The sequence below is a fragment of the Paraburkholderia sp. J63 genome (assembly GCF_905220245.1).
GTDB lineage: Bacteria > Pseudomonadota > Gammaproteobacteria > Burkholderiales > Burkholderiaceae > Paraburkholderia.
The window spans coordinates 1-18,271 of the sequence record NZ_CAJMZF010000028.1; the positions used below are offsets into that span (position 1 = coordinate 1).

The following is an 18,271-nucleotide window of genomic DNA, read 5'->3' on the forward strand; positions in this document are numbered from 1 at the left end:
CTAGCTAGCGTGGCAGTCCCCATCGCGAATGATCCGTTGCCGCTCGCCGTCGAACCACTACCGACGGACACCGCGCCCGTTCCCGTCGACACTGCGCTTGCACCGATCGCAACGCCCGCGCCGACAGTCGCCGTCGCAGCCTGTCCAATTGCCACGCTCCCGGTAAGCGGCGTGGCGTACGCGGGCTGGCTGCCGTCGGCCGGACCCGCAACATCGATCCAGGGATTATTCGTCGAATCCGATACCGCACTGACCGCACCGAGCTGGCTATTCACCGCCTGCAGGCCGGTCTGCGTATTGCTTGCCGGGCTACTGACAGCCGCCAGCGTGGTCACCGCCGGGTTACCCGGCTGGCCGACGGTGGCAGCGTCGGTCGACGCCACGTTCGTGATTCGAAGGAGACCATTGTCGTCCGAGAGGCTGGGACTGGTGATCGTCGGGAACATCAGGGCGCCGCTGCCAGTTCCCTGGGCCGAACCAGAACCGATCGCCACCGAGCTGTTGCCGCCGGTGTTCGTGCAATCCCCGTTGCTGACAGGCCCGCCAACGGTGGCCCCGTTCGCGCATGCGCCGTGACCCGTGGCGGAGGCGAACGCCGTATTCGGCAGCATGCCGCCCACTGCGAGGAGCGACGTGACAGCGGCGGCGGCCGCAGCAACCGAGCTGCCCTGGGCGCCCTTGCTACGAGTGCGGGTCGTTTCCGCTGCCGCGACGTACGTCCCCGTATGTTTGTTCCAGATGGACCTGTAAGTCTTGTTCATTCTTTGCCTTAGCGTGGTTAAAGACGACCCCCTGGCACCCGCAAGCTTCGCGCAGGCACATTGCGTCCCAATGGGAAAATCGACCGGACGCAATCCTCTTGAGCCTGAAAATCCGCATTCAAATATAAAAAGCGGCTTCTAAATAAACGGCAAGAGATCGGCGCCGACAGAATTAACTGAGAAAATTCAGCGGAGCCGACCAATAGCCCGAAGAGGCAGTAACAAGTCGTCACTCTATTAACCACTACATACAGTGAAAATAAGAGAACTCCGAAACAGACAAGTCGTCACGACGTGCCGCAACCCAAGCCGACAAGGGACTTCATAGAAATATCAAGCATCTTCTTCTATGTAAATAATGCGAAATTATTGTGCCCGCCAGCCGGTGAAGCATGCCCTGTATTACAGATTTTACTGAATAACAAAAAGGTGCAGTGCATATTAATACCGCAACTCAAAAAGATATTTCCGATTATTTGTCAGGTAGATTCCTACATGAAACCTCGTCCCCAGACATTCACATTCAAAATTTCGCCATCAATTTCGCCCAATTGCGCTCAAAATCCCTCTACAACCATTCGGCAGTGGGTATCGCGCATGATTTGAAGTTCCGCTGTTCCTTGCTGCGACCCCACGACGCCACCCCATTTCCTGTCCACGCGCTGACAGGTTCTCTTGCAGGGGAAGTTTTGAGATTTTTCCTATATCCGACAATGAGTCAGATAAATAGACTTTTTGCGTAGGGAAACGCCAACCCAACTGCGCGGCATCACGTGCGGCCATCAAGCGCAGCGGCTGCTTTATCTGCCACAGCCGGCCATCACTCGATCGTTTCCCGTCTTTGCGAACCGTCGGGTTCGCTGGATCAACACAGGAAACGTCATGAAACATCTGTTCGCCTTCGCTGCCGTGGGCCTTGCAGCCACCACCGCTTTCGCCTCCGTCCCCAGCACGCCCGTCACGAACGAAGCCATCCAGCTGCAGATGCTCGAACACCAATGGACCCAGGCGGCCGCCACCGGCGACCGCTCCATGCTCAACGACCTGCTCGACGATAAATTCTTCGAAGTCCTGCCTGATGGCACGCATCGCTCGAAGCGCGACCTGCTCGCCGCCGCTGCGCTGCCGCCGGGTGGCTCGCAGGTGCTGGAGGATATGCGCGTGCAGGTGCTCGGCGATCTGGCCGTCGTCACGGGCATTAACCGCTATACGCCCGCGCAGGGCTATCGCGCGATCGAATATCGCTTTGCCGACGTGTTCATAAAGCGTGAGGACGGCTGGCGCGTCGTGGGCGCGCGCATGCGCCGCAAGGAATCGGGCGGCATCTGAGCAGCCGGCTTGCGCGGGCCGTCAGAATTCGCGCCGCAGCGCTGGCTCCAGCCGGAAGCTGATGTGCCAGTTCCGGATCGACGGGCAGCCCCGTCAGGAAGGCGATGGAAGAGGATTGAAGCCGGCGAGTATCAGAAGGGCTTGATGACGACGAGCGCCACCGCGGCCAGCATGCCGAGCACCGGGAGCTCGTTGAACATGCGATACCACTTGTCCGAGCGGCGGTTCTCGCCGCGTTCGAAGGTCTTGAGCAGGCGGCCGCAATACGCGTGGTACGCAATCAGCAGCACCACGACGCCCACTTTCGCGTGGATCCATCCCTGGCCGCGCCCGATCCCCACCACGAGCCATAGCCACAGCCCGCACAGCAGCGCGGGCACGGCGATCATCGTCATGAAGCGATAGAGCTTGCGCGCCATGATGAGCAGTCGCTTGACGGCCGCGGGCTCCGTTTCCATCGCCAGATTCACGAAGATGCGCGGCAGGTAGAACAGCCCCGCGAACCATGAAGCAATCAGAACGATGTGAAACGTCTTGACCCAGAGCATCGGCAGTCCTTCTTGTTCTTCGCGTAGCAGTGCGGATTGTTGAGAGCGGGACGAGGCAGCACGATTGCGCTGCGCCGCCCCCGGATGGGCCTGTTGCCGACTTGCGTCCGACTATCGCCGACTTATTGCCGGCCTTCGCCGTGACCGAGCACCACGTACTTCAGCGAAGTCAGCCCTTCGAGGCCGACCGGGCCGCGCGCGTGCAGCTTGTCGTTGGAAATGCCGATCTCCGCGCCGAGACCGAACTCGAAGCCGTCGGCGAAACGCGTCGAGGCGTTCACCATCACGCTCGCCGAATCCACTTCGCGCAGGAAGCGCATCGCGCGGTCGTGGTCTTCGGTAACGATGGCGTCGGTGTGGTGCGAGCCGTAATGGTTGATGTGCTCGACGGCCTGATCGAGGTTCTCGACGATCTTGACCGCCAGCACCGGCGCGAGGTACTCGGTGCGCCAGTCTTCCTCGGTCGCGTCGACGAGCGGGCCGACGTTCGCGTCCGCGAGAATCGCGCGCGCGGCCGCGTCCACGCGCAGCTCCACGTCCTTGTCGCGATAGAGGCGGCCCAGCGGCGGCAGCACCTCGTGCGCGATGCCGCGCGCGACCAGCAGCGTCTCCATCGTGTTGCAGGTGCCGTAGCGGTGCGTCTTGGCGTTGTCGCAGACGGTGAGCGCCTTCGCGAGATCGGCGCGATCGTCCACGTAGACGTGGCAGATGCCGTCGAGGTGCTTGATCATCGGCACGCGCGCTTCGGCCATCAGGCGCTCGATCAGGCTCTTGCCGCCGCGCGGCACGATCACGTCCACGAATTCCGTCATGGTGATGAGCTTGCCGACCGCCGCGCGGTCGGCGGTTTCCACCACCTGCACCGCGTCCTGCGGCAGACCCGCCGCCGAGAGCCCCTCGCCGATCAGCTTCGCGAGCGCCGTGTTGCACTCGAGCGCCTCGGAGCCGCCGCGCAGGATGGTGGCGTTGCCCGACTTCAGGCACAGCGCCGCGGCGTCGATGGTCACGTTCGGACGCGATTCGTAGATGATGCCGATCACGCCGAGCGGCACGCGCATCTGGCCGACCTGGATGCCGCTCGGGCGGAACTTGAGGTTGCTGATCTCGCCGATCGGGTCGGGCAGCGCCGTCACCTGGCGCAGGCCTTCCACCATGGTCTTGAGCGCCTTGTCCGAGAGCGTGAGGCGGTCGATGAACGCCGCGTCGTGGCCCTTCTCCTTCGCGCGCGCGAGGTCGCGGGCGTTGGCGTCCTTCAGTTGCTGCTTCTCGCGTTCGATCGCCTGCGCGACGGCTTCGAGCGCGGCGTTCTTTGCGGCCGTCGAGGCTCGGGCCATCGCGCGCGAAGCCTTGCGGGCGCGGCGTCCGAGGTCGGTCATGTACTGGTCGATATCCATGGTTTCTGTCGTGATGCAGCGCGCCCGGTCGATGCGGTGTGAGGCTGCGCGGTTCAGGTTAGGTCGATTTTAAGGCCAGCGGGCCGGCTTTGCTGCGCGCGCCCTGGCGGCGGGCGCGCTTGCAGCACACTTGCGGCGCGCTGGCGATGCATTCGCGGGGCTCGCGCATGCCGCGTGAGACGCCCACTGGCGATGCCGATAGCAGGTGCCGGAGAACGAGCCCGGCCAGCACAACTAGCCTGGCCTGCGCCCCGGCCCTGCGGTGCGCGGTCGGGCGGCGGCGGCCGCTGCCGCCGCGGCTGGGCTCGAAGCCGGCCGGCCTGGTTGCGCGTGCCCCGAAGCGCCGGCGCCGCGCGCGGGCGAAGCCGGGCGCGCCGGCGCGCCGCTCTCGCGCGGCGCGGCCACGGTCATCGCCAGTTCGAACAGACCGTCCCAGGCATCGGGCGGCAGCGCATCGCGCCAGTCGCTGCGCGATTGCCCCGAAAGCCCCTTCACCTGGCGGTCGAGGCGCGCCGCGAGCGCGAGGCCGCGTTCGAGCGTCGCCTCGGTCAGCCGCGAGAGCGCCGGCCCGATGAGCCGCTCGCGCGGCCCCCAAACGCGGTTCTCGCGCAGCAGCATCGCGAGCGGCTTGCCCGCCGCCACGCCGCGCTTGACGCGCAATAGCGTGCGGACCTCTTCGACGACAGCCCACAGCACCAGCACCGAAGCCTCGCCCTCGCCCTGCAACCCGTCGAGCATGCGCGCGAGGCGCCCGACATCGCCGGTAAGCATCGCTTCGTTGAGCTTGAAGACGTCGTAGCGCGCGACATTGAGCACGGCGTCGTGAATCTGCTCGAAGCTCAGCACGCCTTCGGGATAAAGCAGCCCGAGCTTCTGGATTTCCTGATGCGCCGCGAGCAGGTTGCCTTCCACGCGCTCCGCGACGAATTGCAGCGCGCGCCGTCCGTCCTCGCCGGGCGCGACGCGCTGGCCCTGCTGGGCCAGGCGCTGCCCGATCCAGTTCGGCAGCGCCGCACGTTCGACCGGGTCGATCTTGATCGCCACGCCGCTGTCCGCCAACGCCGTGAACCACGCGGATTTTTGCGTGGCCGCGTCGAGGCGCGGCAGCGTGACGAGCGTGAGCACGTCGGGATTCGCGGCCGCTTTGGCCGATGCGGCGAGCGTCTTGAGCGCATCCGCGCCTTCCTTGCCGGGCTTGCCCGACGGAATGCGCAACTCCACCAGTTGGCGATCGCCGAACAACGACATCGACTGGCTCGCGCCCAGCAGCGAACTCCAGTCGAAGCCGCGCTCGACCGTGAACACCGAGCGGTCGGTAAAGCCCGCGGCGCGCGCGCTCGCGCGAATGCGGTCGCACGCTTCCTGGGCGAGCAGATGCTCGTCGCCATAGACGACGTACAGACCCGCCATGCCTTTGGCGAGGTGCGGCTCGAGGGCGTCCAGTCGCAGTTGCATGGAGAGCGCTTTAGAAGGTGGACGAGACGCGCATCACAGCGGCGGCGGCGGCAGCGGCGCGCGCGGCGAAACGCCCGGCACGACCTGGCCCGGCGTGGGATGCAGCGTCTTCAGGACCGCGAGACGGCGCGTGAGCTGGTCGACGGCGTCGCTCTGCATGTCGGCGAAAAGCAGATCGGATTCGGAGACCTTCGCGGTCGAATACTGGTCGCTATAGGTCATCGCGCGGTTCAGCGCGATGGTGCTCGGCTGGATCAGCGGCGAGCCGTCCTGCGCCGTGAGCGTGTAGTTCAGCGAATAATTGACCTGATATTCCTCGACCACGCCGTACGAATTCAGCGTGAGGGTGCTGAAGCTGCGCGACTCGCTCACGCGCAGCACCGCGTCGGCATTGGCGGCCGAGTCGACCACGACCGAATCGCTGCCGCCTTCGATCATGCGCGTCAGACGCGCCGTCACGGGCGCCGATGCGCCCACGACGGCGAGGCGCTTGAACGCGTAGTTCTGTTCGCCACGCAGCTGGAACCCGCACGCCGAAAGCATCAGCGCGCTGCCCGCCAGTAACAGGAACGATCTGCGAATCACCTGGACTCCCTGGTTCAGAACGGCGGCGGTGCACGATGCGTCGATCGCGCGCCGCCGCCAGCACGTGATGTGCCAGCACGTCATGTCAGACCACGACGTTCACGAGACGGCCCGGCACGACGATGATCTTCTTCGGCGCGCGCCCTTCGGCGAACTTCGCGAACATCTCGTGAGCGAGCGCGGCGGCTTCGATCGCGTCCTTGCCGGCATCCTTCGCAACCGTCACCGCGCCGCGCACCTTGCCGTTCACCTGCAGCACGAGCTCGATCTCGGCCTGCTCGAGCGCCTTTTCGTCGACCTTGGGCCAGGGCGCGTCGAGCAGCGTGCCGTATTCGTCGGCATAACCGAGCGCCTTCCAGAGCTCGAACGTGAGGTGCGGCACGACCGGATAGAGCACGCGCAGCAGCACGCCGAAGGTCTCGCGCTGCACGCCCGCGCCCGCTTCCTTCGCGCCGTCGATGGCGTTGAGCATCTTCATCGCCGCCGAAACGACGGTGTTGTACTGCAGACGCTGATAGTCGAAGTCGGCCTGCTTGAGCACGCCGTAGACTTCGCGGCGCAGCGCCTTCTCGACGTCGGTGAGCGCGGCGGCGTCGAACGATGCGCGCGACCGGATCGCCTCGGCGTTCGCGTAGCCGAAGGTCCACACGCGGCGCAGGAAGCGGCTCGCGCCTTCCACGCCCGCGCCCGACCATTCGAGCTGCTGCTCGGGCGGTGCGGCGAACATCGTGAAGAGACGCGCCGTATCCGCGCCGTACTGGTCGATCAGCACCTGCGGGTCGACGCCGTTGTTCTTCGACTTCGACATCTTCTCGACGCCACCGAGCACCACGGCCTGGCCGTCGCTATTGAGCGTCGCGCCGGTCGGGCGGCCCTTGTCGTCGTGCACGACGGTCACGTCGGCCGGGTTGTACCAGGTCTTCTTGCCCGACGCGTCTTCGCGATAGAAGGTTTCGTTGAGCACCATGCCCTGCGTGAGCAGGTTCTTCGCGGGCTCGCCGAACTTCACGAGGCCGAGGTCGCGCGAGACCTTCGCCCAGAAGCGCGAGTACAACAGGTGAAGAATGGCGTGCTCGATGCCGCCGATGTACTGGTCCATCGGCATCCAGTAGTCGGTGCGCTCGTCGACCATGTTCTTCGCATCGGGCGCCGCGTAGCGGTAGAAGTACCACGACGAGTCGACGAAGGTGTCCATCGTGTCGGTTTCGCGCTTCGCGTCGGCGCCGCACGTCGGGCACTTGCAGTTCAGGAACGCTTCGGACTTCGCGAGCGGGTTGCCCGTGCCGTCCGGCACGAGGCCTTCGGGCAGCACGACCGGCAGATCCTGCTCGGGCACCGGCACGTCGCCGCAGCTCGGGCAATGGATGATGGGGATCGGCGTGCCCCAGTAGCGCTGGCGCGAGATGCCCCAGTCGCGCAGACGCCACGTTACCTGCTTGTCGCCAAAGCCGTGCGCCTTGAGGTCGGCCGCGACCGCGTCCACGGCCTGGGTATAGCCCAAGCCATCGAACTTGCCACTGTTGATGCAGACCGCGCGCTCCTTGTCGCCGTACCACTCCTGCCAGCCGTCGAGCGAATAGGTCTCGCCTTCGGCGGCGATCACCTGCTTGATCGGCAGATCGTACTTCTTCGCGAACGCGAAATCGCGCTCGTCGTGGCCCGGCACGCCCATCACCGCGCCTTCGCCATAGCTCATCAGCACGTAATTGCCGATCCACACCGGCACTTGCTCGTTCGTGATCGGGTGCGTGACCGTGAAGCCCGTGTCGACGCCCTTCTTCTCCATCGTCGCCATATCCGCTTCGGCCACGCCGCCGCGCTTGCATTCGTCGATGAACGGCAGCAGTTCCGGCTTGTCCTGCGCAAGACGCGTGGCGAGCGGGTGCTCGGCCGCGATCGCGCAGAAGGTCACGCCCATGATGGTGTCGGCGCGCGTGGTGAACACGCGCAGCAGCTTCTTCTCGCCGTCGAGCTCGTACGGGAAGCCGAAGTTCACGCCGAAGCTCTTGCCGATCCAGTTCTGCTGCATGATCTTGACGCGCTCGGGCCAGCCGAGGCCTTCGAGGTCGTTCAGCAGCTCATCGGCGTACTGCGTGATGCGCAGGTAGTACATCGGGATTTCGCGCTTTTCCACGAGCGCGCCCGAGCGCCAGCCGCGGCCGTCGATCACCTGCTCGTTCGCGAGCACGGTCTGATCGACCGGATCCCAGTTCACCGTGCCGGTCTTCTTGTAGGCGATGCCCTTCTCCAGCATCTTCAGGAAGAACCACTGGTTCCACTTGTAGTAGTCGGGCTTGCAGGTGGCGATTTCGCGCGACCAGTCGATCGCGAGACCCATCGACTGCATCTGGCCCTTCATGTACTCGATGTTGTCGTAGGTCCACTTCGCGGGCGGCACGTGGTTGGCCATCGCCGCGTTCTCGGCGGGCATGCCGAACGCGTCCCAGCCCATCGGCATCAACGTGTTGTAGCCGTTCATGCGCAGATAGCGGTACATCACGTCGTTGATCGTGTAGTTCCGCACGTGGCCCATGTGCAGCTTGCCCGACGGATACGGCAGCATCGAGACGCAGTAGAACTTGGGCTTGCCGGCCGTTTCGGCCGTCCGGTAAGCGTCGCTGGCGCGCCATTCGCCTTGCGCGGCGGATTCGACGTCGGAGGGAACGTATTTTTCGAGCATGGTGTGGATGGGAAACGCGGATTCGGGCGGATTCTGCCGGGTTGGCTGCTACCTGGGTACTGCCGGGCCGGTCGTGCGCGGCTCGGGCAGCAGCCCGGGCGCGATGCTCACTGGCTGCGGCAGCTTCTGCAGCCCGGCTTTTTTACAGGGAAACGGTGATTATACCGTCGAGTTGGCCGCGCTTTCCGCCGCCGTTTCGTGTGGCGGGATTTGGCGGTCTGCCGGTGCAACGGGGCAACGCCCGTTCAGTGCTGGCCGGGAGGCGGCGGCTCGGTCACGAAGCCAATGCGCGCGAGTCCCGCCTGCTGCGCGGCGCCCATGACCTGGGCGATGACTTCGTAGCGCGTCTCGCGCGCGGCGCGCAGTTGCAGCTCGGGCTGCTGCGCCTCGGGCGCCTTGCCCGCGGCGTTGAAGCGCGCGCGCAACGCGTCGAGCGAGAGGGGCTCGGCGTTCCAGTAGAGCTTGCCCGCGGCATCGATGGAAAGCGTGACGGTCTGCGGCGTCTGCTGCACGGGCTCGGCCGCGACTTGCGGCAGATCGAGCCGGATGGCGTGCGTGAAAAGCGGCGCGGTGATGATGAAGATGACAAGCAGCACGAGCATGACGTCGATGAGCGGCGTCATGTTGATATCGGCCATCGGCGCCGAATCGCGTTTCTTCTCGAGTCCGCCGAATGCCATGTGTGTGGTTCCTCGCGGGTTGCCGGTCAGTCCGTGCGGCCGGTGCGCGCTCAGTACGAGCCGGCGCGCACGCCTTCGCGCGGCGCGCCCTGCTGCGTGCCATCGCGGCGCGGCGCCGCGCCTTCGGGCGCGCAGGCCCAGGCATGCAGATCGTGCGCGAAGCCGTCGAGATCGTCGCCGATCTGGCGCGCGAGACGGCCGAGCACGTTATAGGCGAGCACCGCGGGAATCGCCACGACGAGGCCGAACGCCGTCATGATCAGCGCCTCGCCCACCGGGCCGGCCACGTTCTCGATCATCGCCTGGCCACTCGCGGCGATGCTGCCGAGCGCATGGTAGATGCCCCAGACCGTGCCGAGCAGCCCGACGAACGGCGCCGTGCTGCCCACCGACGCCAGCAGCACCTGCCCGAATTCGAGCCGCCGCTGCGACGCCTGCAGCGCGCCGCGCAACGCCCGCAGCACGCGCTCGCCCCGGTCCACGCGCGCGAGCAGCACGCCCGGCGCATCGGCCTCGGCGCACGCGAGCGCGGCCTCGGCGAGCGGCAGGAACACGCGCTCGCGGTCGAGCGCACGCATCGCGCTCACGCCGTCGGCAAGCGAATGCGCCTGCCAGAACTGCGCGACCGCGCGGGGCCCCTGGCGCTTCGCGCGCACGAGCACCCAGCTCTTCACCAGCAGAAAGCACCAGCTCGCGATCGACATGGCCAGCAGCACCCACGCTACGGCGTGCGTGACGGCGTCGCTCGTCTGCAAATAATGGATGACTCCGGTACTCGCTGCCATTGAACCTCGCTTGCCTCGTGTAGCCTGGTATCCCCTGTGGGCCGATCCGCGACCCGGCGCCAGCAGGCCCGGCGCGGCGCCCGGCCCGGAGACGACGCTCAGCGCAAGCCGAGCACGTCTTGCATATCGTACAGGCCCGTGGCCTTGTCCTGCAGAAAGCGCGCAGCGCGCACGCTGCCCTGCGCGTAGGACAGGCGGCTCGACGACTTGTGCGTGATCTCGATACGTTCGCCGATGCCCGCGAACAGCACGGTGTGGTCGCCCACGATGTCGCCGCCGCGAATCGCCGAAAAGCCGATCGTCGACGGATCGCGCTCGCCGGTCACGCCGTTGCGGCCGTAGACGGCGCAGTCGTCGAGATCGCGCCCGAGCGCGCGCGCCACGGCTTCGCCCATCGCAAGCGCGGTGCCCGAGGGCGCGTCGACCTTGTGGCGATGGTGCGCCTCGATGATCTCGATGTCGTAGCCGGTCTCGAAAAAGCGCGCCGCGTATTCGAGCAGCTTGAGCGTGACGTTCACGCCCACGCTCATATTGGCCGCGAACACGATGCCGACCTTCTGCGCGGCGGCGCCGAGCTGCGCCTTTTGCTGGGCGTCGAAGCCCGTCGTGCCGATCACCATCTTCACGCCGTGGCGCTGCGCGGCCTCCAGATGGACGAGCGTGCCCTCGGGACGCGTGAAATCGATCAGGCAGTCGCTTTGCGCGAAAACCTGCTCGATGTCGTCGGTGATGCGCACGCCCGTTTCCTTGCCGAGGAACGCACCGGCGTCCTGGCCGATGGCGGCCGAGCCCGGGCGCACGAGCGCGCCCGAAAGCGTGACGTCGGGGGAATTCAGGACGGTTTCGATGAGCATGCGGCCCATGCGGCCCGATGCCCCGGCGATTGCGATTTTCATGGCTTTTCCTGTCGATCCGGAGCGGGCGCGGGGCGCGGACTCCGGTCCGATACCAGTGGGTTAAGGCAAACGTGAGACCCGCAGCCCGCCAGCCAAAGCCGATAGATGATGGCCAAACTGGCCAAACGGGATGGCCAGACGGCCGCCGGGCGGACGCGGAAAGACGCTGCCAAAAAACGCGGCGGCCCGAAGCCGCCGATGAAACGCCTGGCGCCCGGCGCCAGGCCCTGTGAGTATCAGTCGGACATCGACCGGGACATCAACCGGAACATCAGCCGGAACGAATCTGCCCGAAAGTGAACCGGTTCGCCGACCCACTCGCGGATGTCTCGTGCGAAAGCGACAGCGCGATCAGCCGCCCGACGCCGCATTCGGGCTCGCCGGCGTCTGCGGAGGCGCGGTGAGCGGCGCATTCTGCGACGGCGGCAGCGGGGTCGTTTCGGTGTCGCCGGTGCCCTGCGCGCCCGGTGCCGGTCCAACGGGGTTGGTCTGCGGCACGCCCTGGATCTGCGGCGGCGGCTGACGGTGCAGCTGGATCTGCGACGGCATCGTGCCCACGCCCGGCGGCAGCGCCGACGAGGTCGGCGTGCCCGATCGCACCGACGGCGTCAGGCCCGAGGGCGTCTGCACGGCTTCGGTGGCGCGGTTCGCGGCGGCGGCGGCCTGCGCGTTCGCGTCGAGCGGCAATTGCGACGTGGCGGTGCCGAGCTCCGAGGACGGCGTGCGCGCCGTGTCGCCGACGGTCGGCCCCGTGGCGCTCGAAGCCGAGGCCTGCGCGGCGGCAGGCGCCGACGCGCCCGAAGCCGGCGCGGCCGCTACGGCCGCGGTCTTCTTGCCCGATTTATCGCCATCGATTTCGGCGAGCAATTCGAGATTCGACGGCAGGTCTTCGCCGCCCGACCAGCTCGTCACGCGGTCGCCGTCGAACATCACGACGAAGTCACGCTGCTGGACCACGGCGGTCGAGCCGCGCTTGAAGTAGAAGACGTAGTCCCAGCGGTTCGCGTGGAACATGTCGGTCAGGAGCGGCGTGCCGAGCAGTTGCTTGACCTCGGCGCGCGACATGCCCACGCGCATCTGCGCGGCGGCCTCGGCCGAGACGAAGTTGCCCTGCACGATGGTGATGCGGTACGGCGTAATGCTCTGAGCAATGCGCTGCGTCACGCTGTCGTAAGTACCGCAGCCGGCGAGCGTCGCGAACGCGGCCGCAGCCAGCAGGGTGCACGCCACGCGGCGGCCGCTCAGGCGGCGGCCGATCGTTGTGAATTCTGGAATCATTTCCCTCACCGTGCGGGCTTGTCGCGAAGCCGCGCGTATTCTGTAGACGTTCGGTCGAGTTCCGCCGAAAATGCCCGGAACGGCAAAAACCCATTAACATAAGAACCCAGCATTGTACTCCAGGGACTTATCGTCATGACCAATCCAACCGATCTCAAGAACATCGGCCTCAAGGCGACGCTGCCTCGCCTGAAGATCCTGGAGATTTTTCAGCATAGCCCCGTGCGTCACCTCACCGCCGAAGACGTGTATCGCAACCTGCTGAACGAGGAGCTCGACATCGGCCTCGCCACGGTCTACCGGGTGCTCACGCAGTTCGAGCAGGCGGGCCTGCTCACGCGCAGCAACTTCGAATCGGGCAAGGCCGTCTTCGAGCTCAACGAAGGTAGCCACCACGACCACCTCGTCTGCCTCGATTGCGGCCTCGTCGAAGAATTCTTCGACCCCGAAATCGAAAAGCGCCAGCAGTCAATTGCCAACGAACGTGGCTTCAAGCTCCAGGAGCACGCACTCGCGCTGTACGGCGCGTGCACGAAGGAAAATTGCCCGCACCGGAAACACTGAGCGGGCAGCGCGCTGGGTGCCCCCGGCGTAGGCGCCAAAAGTGAAAACGCCACGGCAAGCCTGCCGTGGCGTTTTCGTTTGAGTTTCCGTTCGAGACACTAATTCGGGAAGCGCGCGCAGCCGGGGCGCCAGACCAGGCGTCAGGCAGGTACGACCGGCTCATGCGCGTGCACGAGCCGCCAGCGGCCGTCCAGCGCAACCTCATCGCAATTGGGCTGCTGGCCGCCACGATCGACCACGAGAAAGTCGCTCACGCGATCGAACGCCAGGAGCGGGTGGTGCCAGACGCCTTTCGCATAATTGACGCCCTGTCCGCTCTCGACCCAGAACGCGCGCAGTTGCGCCGGATCGAGCTCGCCCGCGGGCGCCACGACCACGGCATAACGCACGTCGCCGAGCGGCACGAATGCCTGGCTGCCGAGCGGATGCCGCTCCATCATCTCGATCTCGACAGGCCACGCGCGCGGCTGCGCGCGAAATACGCTGACAATGGCCCGGCCGCCGGCCTCCGTCACGTCGATCGACGCCAGATCGTGAAAGCGCTCGGTCGTGCCGCCGTTGATCGGGAAATGGCGTGCGCCGTCGAGCTCGATCACGTCGCCGAATGGCGCGAAGGCCTCGCGCGTCAAGGGTTCCATGCGCAGGGTTTGCAGGGTTTTCATGCGTGCTCCTCGCTTCAGGCCAGTTCGCCCCACAGACGCAGGCGCGAGACGCCGCCGTCCGGGAAGATATTCAAGCGCACGTGCGTGACCGGGCCGAGCGCCGCGATCCCGCTCTCGAAAACGTGCTGCGTGTCCATCTGCAGCTTCTGCTCGCCGAGCAGCTCGGGCCAGAACATCGCCTGAGTAACAAGCGAATCGTCGGTGCCGCCCGTCACGGTGGCCGCCTGCAGCGAGCAGCGGTCGGGATAGTTGCCCTTGAAGTGCGCCGTATCGACTTCGATCTTGCGGATGATGCCAGGCCGCGCGAGCGCCACGATGGCCCAGTCGTTGCCGGGCTCGCGACGGCGGCGCGTTTCCCAGCCGTCGCCCATGTTCACGCCGCGCCCCGGCATCAGGATGTTCGACGCCATCCCGAAGTGCTGATTGTTCGCCGCGACGAGATACGCGCCATTCTCGATCGCCGCGAGGTCCACGAGGCTGCCGCGCTCCGCGTCGTTCCACGCGCGCTTCGGCTGGCCGTACACGCGCAGCCGCGCGAGGCCACCGTCCGGATAGAGATTCACGCGCAGATGCGTGAACGCGCGCGCATCGTGCACGGCCACGTAGTGATGCTGGTTGCCCTGCAGCGTGGTCGCGGGAACGAGGGTCTGCCAGTCCGCGTCCTCGCCGGGCGCGTCGACTTCGGCGCCTTCCACATAGCAGGCCTCGATCGATGCCGCGGGCGGGAAATTACCCGTGAAGTGGCTCGTGTCGAGATCGACGCCATAGATCACGCCGGGGCGCGCGAGCCGCACCACGCAGAAGTCGTGGCCCGTCGTGCGCTTGCGGCGCGTTTCCCAGCCGTCCATCCATTTGCCGTGGTCGTCGTATTTGCCGGGGATGAACACCGCGGGCTGCGGGTCGAGCATGCGCTCCTTCGGCGCGAAGAACTCGTCGCTCGCATGGAGCGCGCGCGCACCGAGGCGCGGATCGGCGAGATTCATGTAGCGGCGCGTGAACGCGGGGGCGTTGGGGTCGAGTGTCGGAATGGCCATGATGATGTCGTTCAGTTCAGCGAAGGAAGGCGACGGACGGGGCGGATGCCGCGTATCTCGTCGAGCGCCGCCCGCGCCGGCCAAGGCCAGGCGGGCGGCGCAAGGAATTCAGAGCGCGTGTGCGGGCTTGCCGCCGAGCGCGGTGTCGTCCGCGTGGGCGCCGGCTTCGTCGCCCTCGCCCGCCGGCACGTACAGGTAGCCCGGCTCGAAGTTCAGCACGCGTTTGGCGCGCGCCCGGTCGATGTCGCGCTCCCAGACGGCGACCACCACCGTGGCGACGCAGTTGCCGATCAGGTTAGTGAGCGCGCGGGCGATGCCGACGAACCAGTCCACGGGCAGGATCAGCACGAGGCCGAGCACGGGGATGGCGGGAATCGCGGAGAGCGTGGCGGCGAGAATCACGATCGCCGAGCCGGGAATGCCGTGCGCGCCCTTGGACGTGATGAGCGACACGAGCACCACCACGATCAGGTCGTGAATCGAAAGCGGCGTGTTGGTGGCCTGCGCGATGAAGATCACGGCGAGCGTGAGGTAGATCGAGAAGCCGTCGAGGTTGAACGAATAGCCGGTCGGGATCACGAGGCCCACGGTGGAGTCCTTCACGCCCATCCATTCGAGCTTGCGCATGATCTGCGGGAGCACGGCGTCCGACGACGCGGTGCCGAGCACGATCGAGAGCTCTTCACGCAGATAGCGGATCAGCTTGAAGATGCTGAAGCCCGCCAGCCGCATCACGATGCCGAGCACGATCACGACGAACACCGCGCAGCTCGCGTAGAACACGATCACGAGGAAGCCGAGCTGCTTGAGCGAGGCCACGCCGTAGGTGCCGGTCGTGAACGCGATCGCGCCGAGTACGCCGAGCGGCGCGAGCTTGATGATGAAGCCCATCACGCGGAAGAACACTTGCGAGAGCTCGTCGATGATGACGTTCACGCGCTGCGCCTTCGGGCCGAGCAGCGAAAGCGCGCTGCCGAACAGCACCGAAAACACGAGGATCTGCAGGATGTCACCCTTCGCGAACGCGTCGAACGCGGTGTCGGGAATGATCTTCAGCAGGAAGGCGGCGGTGTCCTTGAGGCTCTTGGCGTGCTCGGTGTAGGTCGCGAGCGAGGCCGCGTCGAGCGAATGCAGGTCCACGTTCATGCCGGCGCCCGGACGCGTGAGATACGCGAGCACGGCGCCGATCACGAGCGCAACGGTTGTCATCGCCTCGAAGTAGATCACCGACTTCAAGCCGACGCGGCCCACCTTCTTCAGATCGCCCGCGTGCGCCATGCCGCTCACGACCACGCAGAACACGATCGGGCCGATCACCATCTTGATGAGCTTGAGAAAGCCGTCGCCGAGCGGCCGCAGTGACTGGGCGAAGTGGGGAAATATCGCGCCGACTACGATACCCAGCACGAGGGCAATTACCACGCGACCAAACAGCGAATTGAAGAACTTCCTCACGACTGTCTCCTTGGGGGCAAGCAACTGTTCTTACTGGTCTGACCAGTACCGTTATGGCAAATAGTAGAAAGCCGATATAGTGGAGTCAAGGAAATGGCGTGCGGTGTTTACCCTTGCGCGGTCTGACCAGTTCACCGACCTGCATGACCTACCGCCGCGCCCGCACCAGCAGGGCTTTGATGCGGCGCACCATACGGGTGCACCGCGCCGGACTACAATACAGGTCAGACCACGTGGGCATCCGCGCCATCCGATGAAGAACCTTCCGCATACCGTCACCGACGCCGCCATCGCCACGATCCGCGAACGGATCGAAGGCGGCCTGTACCCGGTCGGCAGCCTGCTGCCCGCGCAGCGGCAGCTCTCCGAGGAGCTGGCGATCAGCCGCGCGTCGCTGCGCGAGGCGCTCTCGACGCTCGAAGCGCTCGGCATGCTCTCGATTCGCGCGGGCAAAGGCGTGTACGTGACGAGCGCACAGGCCACGAGCGCGCACCCGTGGCGCTTCGCCGATCAGTCGTCGCTGCCCGACACCTACCAGATGCGCTATGCGCTCGAAGGCTTCGCCGCGCGCATGGCGGCGCTCGCGATCGGCGACGCCGACGTGGCCTGGCTCGAGCACAACACGGACACGCTGCACGAGGCGCTCGCCTGCGACGAGCTCGACGAGGCCGCGCAACTGGACTTCGAATTCCACATGCGCATCGTGAGTCTCGCGGGCAATGCGGCGATCGAATCGATCCTGCGCAGCAGCGCCGACATCATGAAGGAAAGCCAGCGCATGCCGTTCTACCGGCGCGAGCTCGTGCTCTCCACGCACCGCGAGCACGGGCTGATCGTCGCGGCGCTCAAGGCGCGCGACAGCGGGGCCGCAGGCGCGGCCATCGAGGCGCATATCGCCAGCGCGGCCCAGCGCGCGGGTGTCTATTTCCCGACGCCGCCCTCGCCCGCCGCTTCGTCCACCTCAACGCCGGACATCGTCGTCGCCGAAAAATAAGGTCGAAAAAAAACCGCCCCGAGGGGCGGTTTTTGGTGGCACTTGCCGGGCTGCGAGGCCCGGCAACGCAGCGGTGCTTACTTCGCGTTCGCGAAAGCAACCGCCGTGTCCAGCATGCGGTTCGAGAAGCCCCACTCGTTGTCGTACCAGCTCGACACCTTCACGAGACGGCCCGAGACCTTCGTGAGCGTGGCGTCGAACGTCGACGATGCCGGGTTGTGGTTGAAGTCGACCGAAACCAGCGGCGCTTCGTTGTAGCCGAGGATGCCCTTGAGCGCGCCTTCCGAAGCTTCCTTCATGATGGCGTTGACTTCTTCGACCGTCGTGTCGCGCTTGGCGATGAACGACAGATCGACGATCGACACGTTGATGGTCGGGACGCGGATCGCGTAGCCATCGAGCTTGCCGTTCAGTTCCGGGAGCACGAGGCCGACCGCCGATGCGGCGCCCGTCTTCGTCGGGATCTGGCTGTGCGTGGCCGAGCGCGCGCGGCGCAGGTCTTCGTGGTAGACGTCGGTCAGGACCTGGTCGTTCGTGTACGCGTGGATCGTGGTCATCAGGCCGGTTTCGAGGCCGATTTTGTCGTTCAGCGGCTTGACCAGCGGCGCCAGACAGTTGGTCGTGCACGATGCGTTCGAGATGACCGTGTCCGATGCCTTCAGCACGTTGTGGTTCACGCCGTAGACGATCGTCGCGTCGACGTCCTTGCCGCCCGGCGCCGAGATGATCACCTTCTTCGCGCCGCCCTTCAGGTGGGCGCTGGCCTTTTCCTTGGTCGTGAAGAAGCCCGTGCATTCCATCACGACGTCGACGCCCAGCTCGCCCCACGGCAGCTCGGCCGGGTTGCGGTTGGCCAGCACGCGGATCTTGTCGCCGTTCACGACGAGGTACTCGCCGTCCACCGTCACAACGCCCGGGAACTTGCCGTGCGCCGTGTCGTATTGCGTCAGATGCGCGTTGGTCTTCGCGTCACCCAGGTCGTTGATCGCAACGATCTGGATGTCGTGCTTCTTGCCGTTCTCGTAGAACGCGCGAAGCGTGTTACGGCCGATGCGGCCGTAGCCGTTGATAGCGACGCGAATGGTCATGGTTTATCTCCTGAGGGCTGAAAAATCCTGATACCGGTGCGGCTGGCGCGGCCCGCCGCGCTGGGGCGGCATGGCGGAACGCG

General features: G+C 65.9%; 18 protein-coding genes. 4 read left to right on the forward strand and 14 right to left on the reverse strand.

Annotation, left to right across the window (positions count from 1 at the left end; all coding sequences use genetic code 11):
* The coding region (locus U5775_RS25585; protein ID WP_322060898.1) for an ESPR-type extended signal peptide-containing protein at positions 1-761 on the reverse strand (761 nt) is incomplete at its 3' end.
* A gap of 882 nt (positions 762-1,643) precedes the next feature.
* Between U5775_RS25585 and U5775_RS25590 the strand changes: the two genes are divergently transcribed.
* Positions 1,644-2,090, forward strand: coding sequence for a nuclear transport factor 2 family protein (locus U5775_RS25590; protein WP_322060899.1), 447 nt, complete (start codon positions 1,644-1,646; stop codon positions 2,088-2,090).
* Positions 2,091-2,221: 131 nt separating this feature from the next.
* On the opposite strand, the gene U5775_RS25595 is transcribed toward U5775_RS25590, so the two are convergent.
* The 8 genes from U5775_RS25595 to dapB all read right to left on the reverse strand — a co-directional run bounded on the left by U5775_RS25595 (position 2,222) and on the right by dapB (position 11,113).
* Positions 2,222-2,638, reverse strand: coding sequence for a CopD family protein (locus tag U5775_RS25595; protein WP_322060900.1), 417 nt, complete (start codon positions 2,636-2,638; stop codon positions 2,222-2,224).
* 122 nt (positions 2,639-2,760) lie between these two features.
* Positions 2,761-4,032, reverse strand: a complete 1,272-nt coding sequence (locus U5775_RS25600; protein ID WP_322060901.1) for a glutamate-5-semialdehyde dehydrogenase — start codon at positions 4,030-4,032, stop codon at positions 2,761-2,763.
* A 234-nt stretch (positions 4,033-4,266) separates the two neighbouring features.
* Complete coding sequence (holA, locus tag U5775_RS25605) at positions 4,267-5,487, reverse strand: DNA polymerase III subunit delta (RefSeq protein ID WP_322060902.1); 1,221 nt, start codon at positions 5,485-5,487, stop codon at positions 4,267-4,269.
* Positions 5,488-5,520: 33 nt separating this feature from the next.
* Positions 5,521-6,072 carry an LPS assembly lipoprotein LptE gene (gene lptE, locus U5775_RS25610; RefSeq protein WP_322060903.1) on the reverse strand — a complete coding sequence of 184 codons (552 nt, stop codon included), beginning with the start codon at positions 6,070-6,072 and terminating at the stop codon, positions 5,521-5,523.
* Positions 6,073-6,157: 85 nt separating this feature from the next.
* Complete coding sequence (gene leuS / locus U5775_RS25615) at positions 6,158-8,752, reverse strand: leucine--tRNA ligase (RefSeq protein WP_322060904.1); 2,595 nt, start codon at positions 8,750-8,752, stop codon at positions 6,158-6,160.
* 245 nt (positions 8,753-8,997) lie between these two features.
* Positions 8,998-9,432 carry a biopolymer transporter ExbD gene (locus U5775_RS25620; RefSeq protein ID WP_322060905.1) on the reverse strand — a complete coding sequence of 145 codons (435 nt, stop codon included), beginning with the start codon at positions 9,430-9,432 and terminating at the stop codon, positions 8,998-9,000.
* Positions 9,433-9,482: 50 nt separating this feature from the next.
* Entirely contained in the window at positions 9,483-10,217 is a 735-nt protein-coding gene (locus U5775_RS25625) for a MotA/TolQ/ExbB proton channel family protein (RefSeq protein ID WP_322060906.1), read from the reverse strand.
* Between the two features lie 98 nt (positions 10,218-10,315).
* Positions 10,316-11,113 carry a 4-hydroxy-tetrahydrodipicolinate reductase gene (gene dapB, locus U5775_RS25630; RefSeq protein ID WP_322060907.1) on the reverse strand — a complete coding sequence of 266 codons (798 nt, stop codon included), beginning with the start codon at positions 11,111-11,113 and terminating at the stop codon, positions 10,316-10,318.
* Positions 11,114-11,218: 105 nt separating this feature from the next.
* Here dapB and U5775_RS25635 point away from each other — a divergent pair, with 105 nt between their 5' ends.
* Complete coding sequence (locus tag U5775_RS25635) at positions 11,219-11,413, forward strand: hypothetical protein (protein ID WP_322060908.1); 195 nt, start codon at positions 11,219-11,221, stop codon at positions 11,411-11,413.
* A 51-nt stretch (positions 11,414-11,464) separates the two neighbouring features.
* On the opposite strand, the gene bamE is transcribed toward U5775_RS25635, so the two are convergent.
* Complete coding sequence (bamE, locus tag U5775_RS25640) at positions 11,465-12,391, reverse strand: outer membrane protein assembly factor BamE (RefSeq protein WP_322060909.1); 927 nt, start codon at positions 12,389-12,391, stop codon at positions 11,465-11,467.
* A 135-nt stretch (positions 12,392-12,526) separates the two neighbouring features.
* Here bamE and fur point away from each other — a divergent pair, with 135 nt between their 5' ends.
* Positions 12,527-12,955, forward strand: a complete 429-nt coding sequence (gene fur, locus U5775_RS25645) for a ferric iron uptake transcriptional regulator (protein ID WP_028216204.1) — start codon at positions 12,527-12,529, stop codon at positions 12,953-12,955.
* Between the two features lie 140 nt (positions 12,956-13,095).
* Here fur and U5775_RS25650 read toward each other — a convergent pair whose 3' ends face one another.
* The 3 genes from U5775_RS25650 to U5775_RS25660 form a co-directional block, all read right to left on the reverse strand.
* Positions 13,096-13,617, reverse strand: coding sequence for an ureidoglycolate lyase (locus U5775_RS25650; RefSeq protein ID WP_322060910.1), 522 nt, complete (start codon positions 13,615-13,617; stop codon positions 13,096-13,098).
* A gap of 14 nt (positions 13,618-13,631) precedes the next feature.
* On the reverse strand, positions 13,632-14,651 hold the full coding sequence (alc, locus tag U5775_RS25655) for an allantoicase (RefSeq protein ID WP_322060911.1): 1,020 nt from the start codon (positions 14,649-14,651) through the stop codon (positions 13,632-13,634).
* A 108-nt stretch (positions 14,652-14,759) separates the two neighbouring features.
* Entirely contained in the window at positions 14,760-16,106 is a 1,347-nt protein-coding gene (locus tag U5775_RS25660; protein WP_322060912.1) for a C4-dicarboxylate transporter DctA, read from the reverse strand.
* A 253-nt stretch (positions 16,107-16,359) separates the two neighbouring features.
* Between U5775_RS25660 and U5775_RS25665 the strand changes: the two genes are divergently transcribed.
* On the forward strand, positions 16,360-17,100 hold the full coding sequence (locus U5775_RS25665; RefSeq protein ID WP_322060913.1) for a FadR/GntR family transcriptional regulator: 741 nt from the start codon (positions 16,360-16,362) through the stop codon (positions 17,098-17,100).
* A gap of 77 nt (positions 17,101-17,177) precedes the next feature.
* On the opposite strand, the gene gap is transcribed toward U5775_RS25665, so the two are convergent.
* Positions 17,178-18,188, reverse strand: coding sequence for a type I glyceraldehyde-3-phosphate dehydrogenase (gene gap, locus U5775_RS25670; RefSeq protein ID WP_322060914.1), 1,011 nt, complete (start codon positions 18,186-18,188; stop codon positions 17,178-17,180).
* Between the last annotated feature and the right edge of the window lie 83 nt (positions 18,189-18,271).

What these genes read in the sequence shown, in the direction of transcription:
- U5775_RS25590 (WP_322060899.1), top strand. Translation starts at nt 1,644, where the DNA reads ATGAAACATCTGTTCGCCTTCGCTGCCGTGGGCCTTGCAGCCACCACC.
- U5775_RS25595 (WP_322060900.1), bottom strand. Translation starts at nt 2,638, where the DNA reads ATGCTCTGGGTCAAGACGTTTCACATCGTTCTGATTGCTTCATGGTTC.
- U5775_RS25600 (WP_322060901.1), bottom strand. Translation starts at nt 4,032, where the DNA reads ATGGATATCGACCAGTACATGACCGACCTCGGACGCCGCGCCCGCAAG.
- holA (WP_322060902.1), bottom strand. Translation starts at nt 5,487, where the DNA reads ATGCAACTGCGACTGGACGCCCTCGAGCCGCACCTCGCCAAAGGCATG.
- leuS (WP_322060904.1), bottom strand. Translation starts at nt 8,752, where the DNA reads ATGCTCGAAAAATACGTTCCCTCCGACGTCGAATCCGCCGCGCAAGGC.
- U5775_RS25620 (WP_322060905.1), bottom strand. Translation starts at nt 9,432, where the DNA reads ATGGCATTCGGCGGACTCGAGAAGAAACGCGATTCGGCGCCGATGGCC.
- U5775_RS25625 (WP_322060906.1), bottom strand. Translation starts at nt 10,217, where the DNA reads ATGGCAGCGAGTACCGGAGTCATCCATTATTTGCAGACGAGCGACGCC.
- dapB (WP_322060907.1), bottom strand. Translation starts at nt 11,113, where the DNA reads ATGAAAATCGCAATCGCCGGGGCATCGGGCCGCATGGGCCGCATGCTC.
- U5775_RS25635 (WP_322060908.1), top strand. Translation starts at nt 11,219, where the DNA reads ATGATGGCCAAACTGGCCAAACGGGATGGCCAGACGGCCGCCGGGCGG.
- bamE (WP_322060909.1), bottom strand. Translation starts at nt 12,391, where the DNA reads ATGATTCCAGAATTCACAACGATCGGCCGCCGCCTGAGCGGCCGCCGC.
- fur (WP_028216204.1), top strand. Translation starts at nt 12,527, where the DNA reads ATGACCAATCCAACCGATCTCAAGAACATCGGCCTCAAGGCGACGCTG.
- U5775_RS25650 (WP_322060910.1), bottom strand. Translation starts at nt 13,617, where the DNA reads ATGAAAACCCTGCAAACCCTGCGCATGGAACCCTTGACGCGCGAGGCC.
- alc (WP_322060911.1), bottom strand. Translation starts at nt 14,651, where the DNA reads ATGGCCATTCCGACACTCGACCCCAACGCCCCCGCGTTCACGCGCCGC.
- U5775_RS25665 (WP_322060913.1), top strand. Translation starts at nt 16,360, where the DNA reads ATGAAGAACCTTCCGCATACCGTCACCGACGCCGCCATCGCCACGATC.
- gap (WP_322060914.1), bottom strand. Translation starts at nt 18,188, where the DNA reads ATGACCATTCGCGTCGCTATCAACGGCTACGGCCGCATCGGCCGTAAC.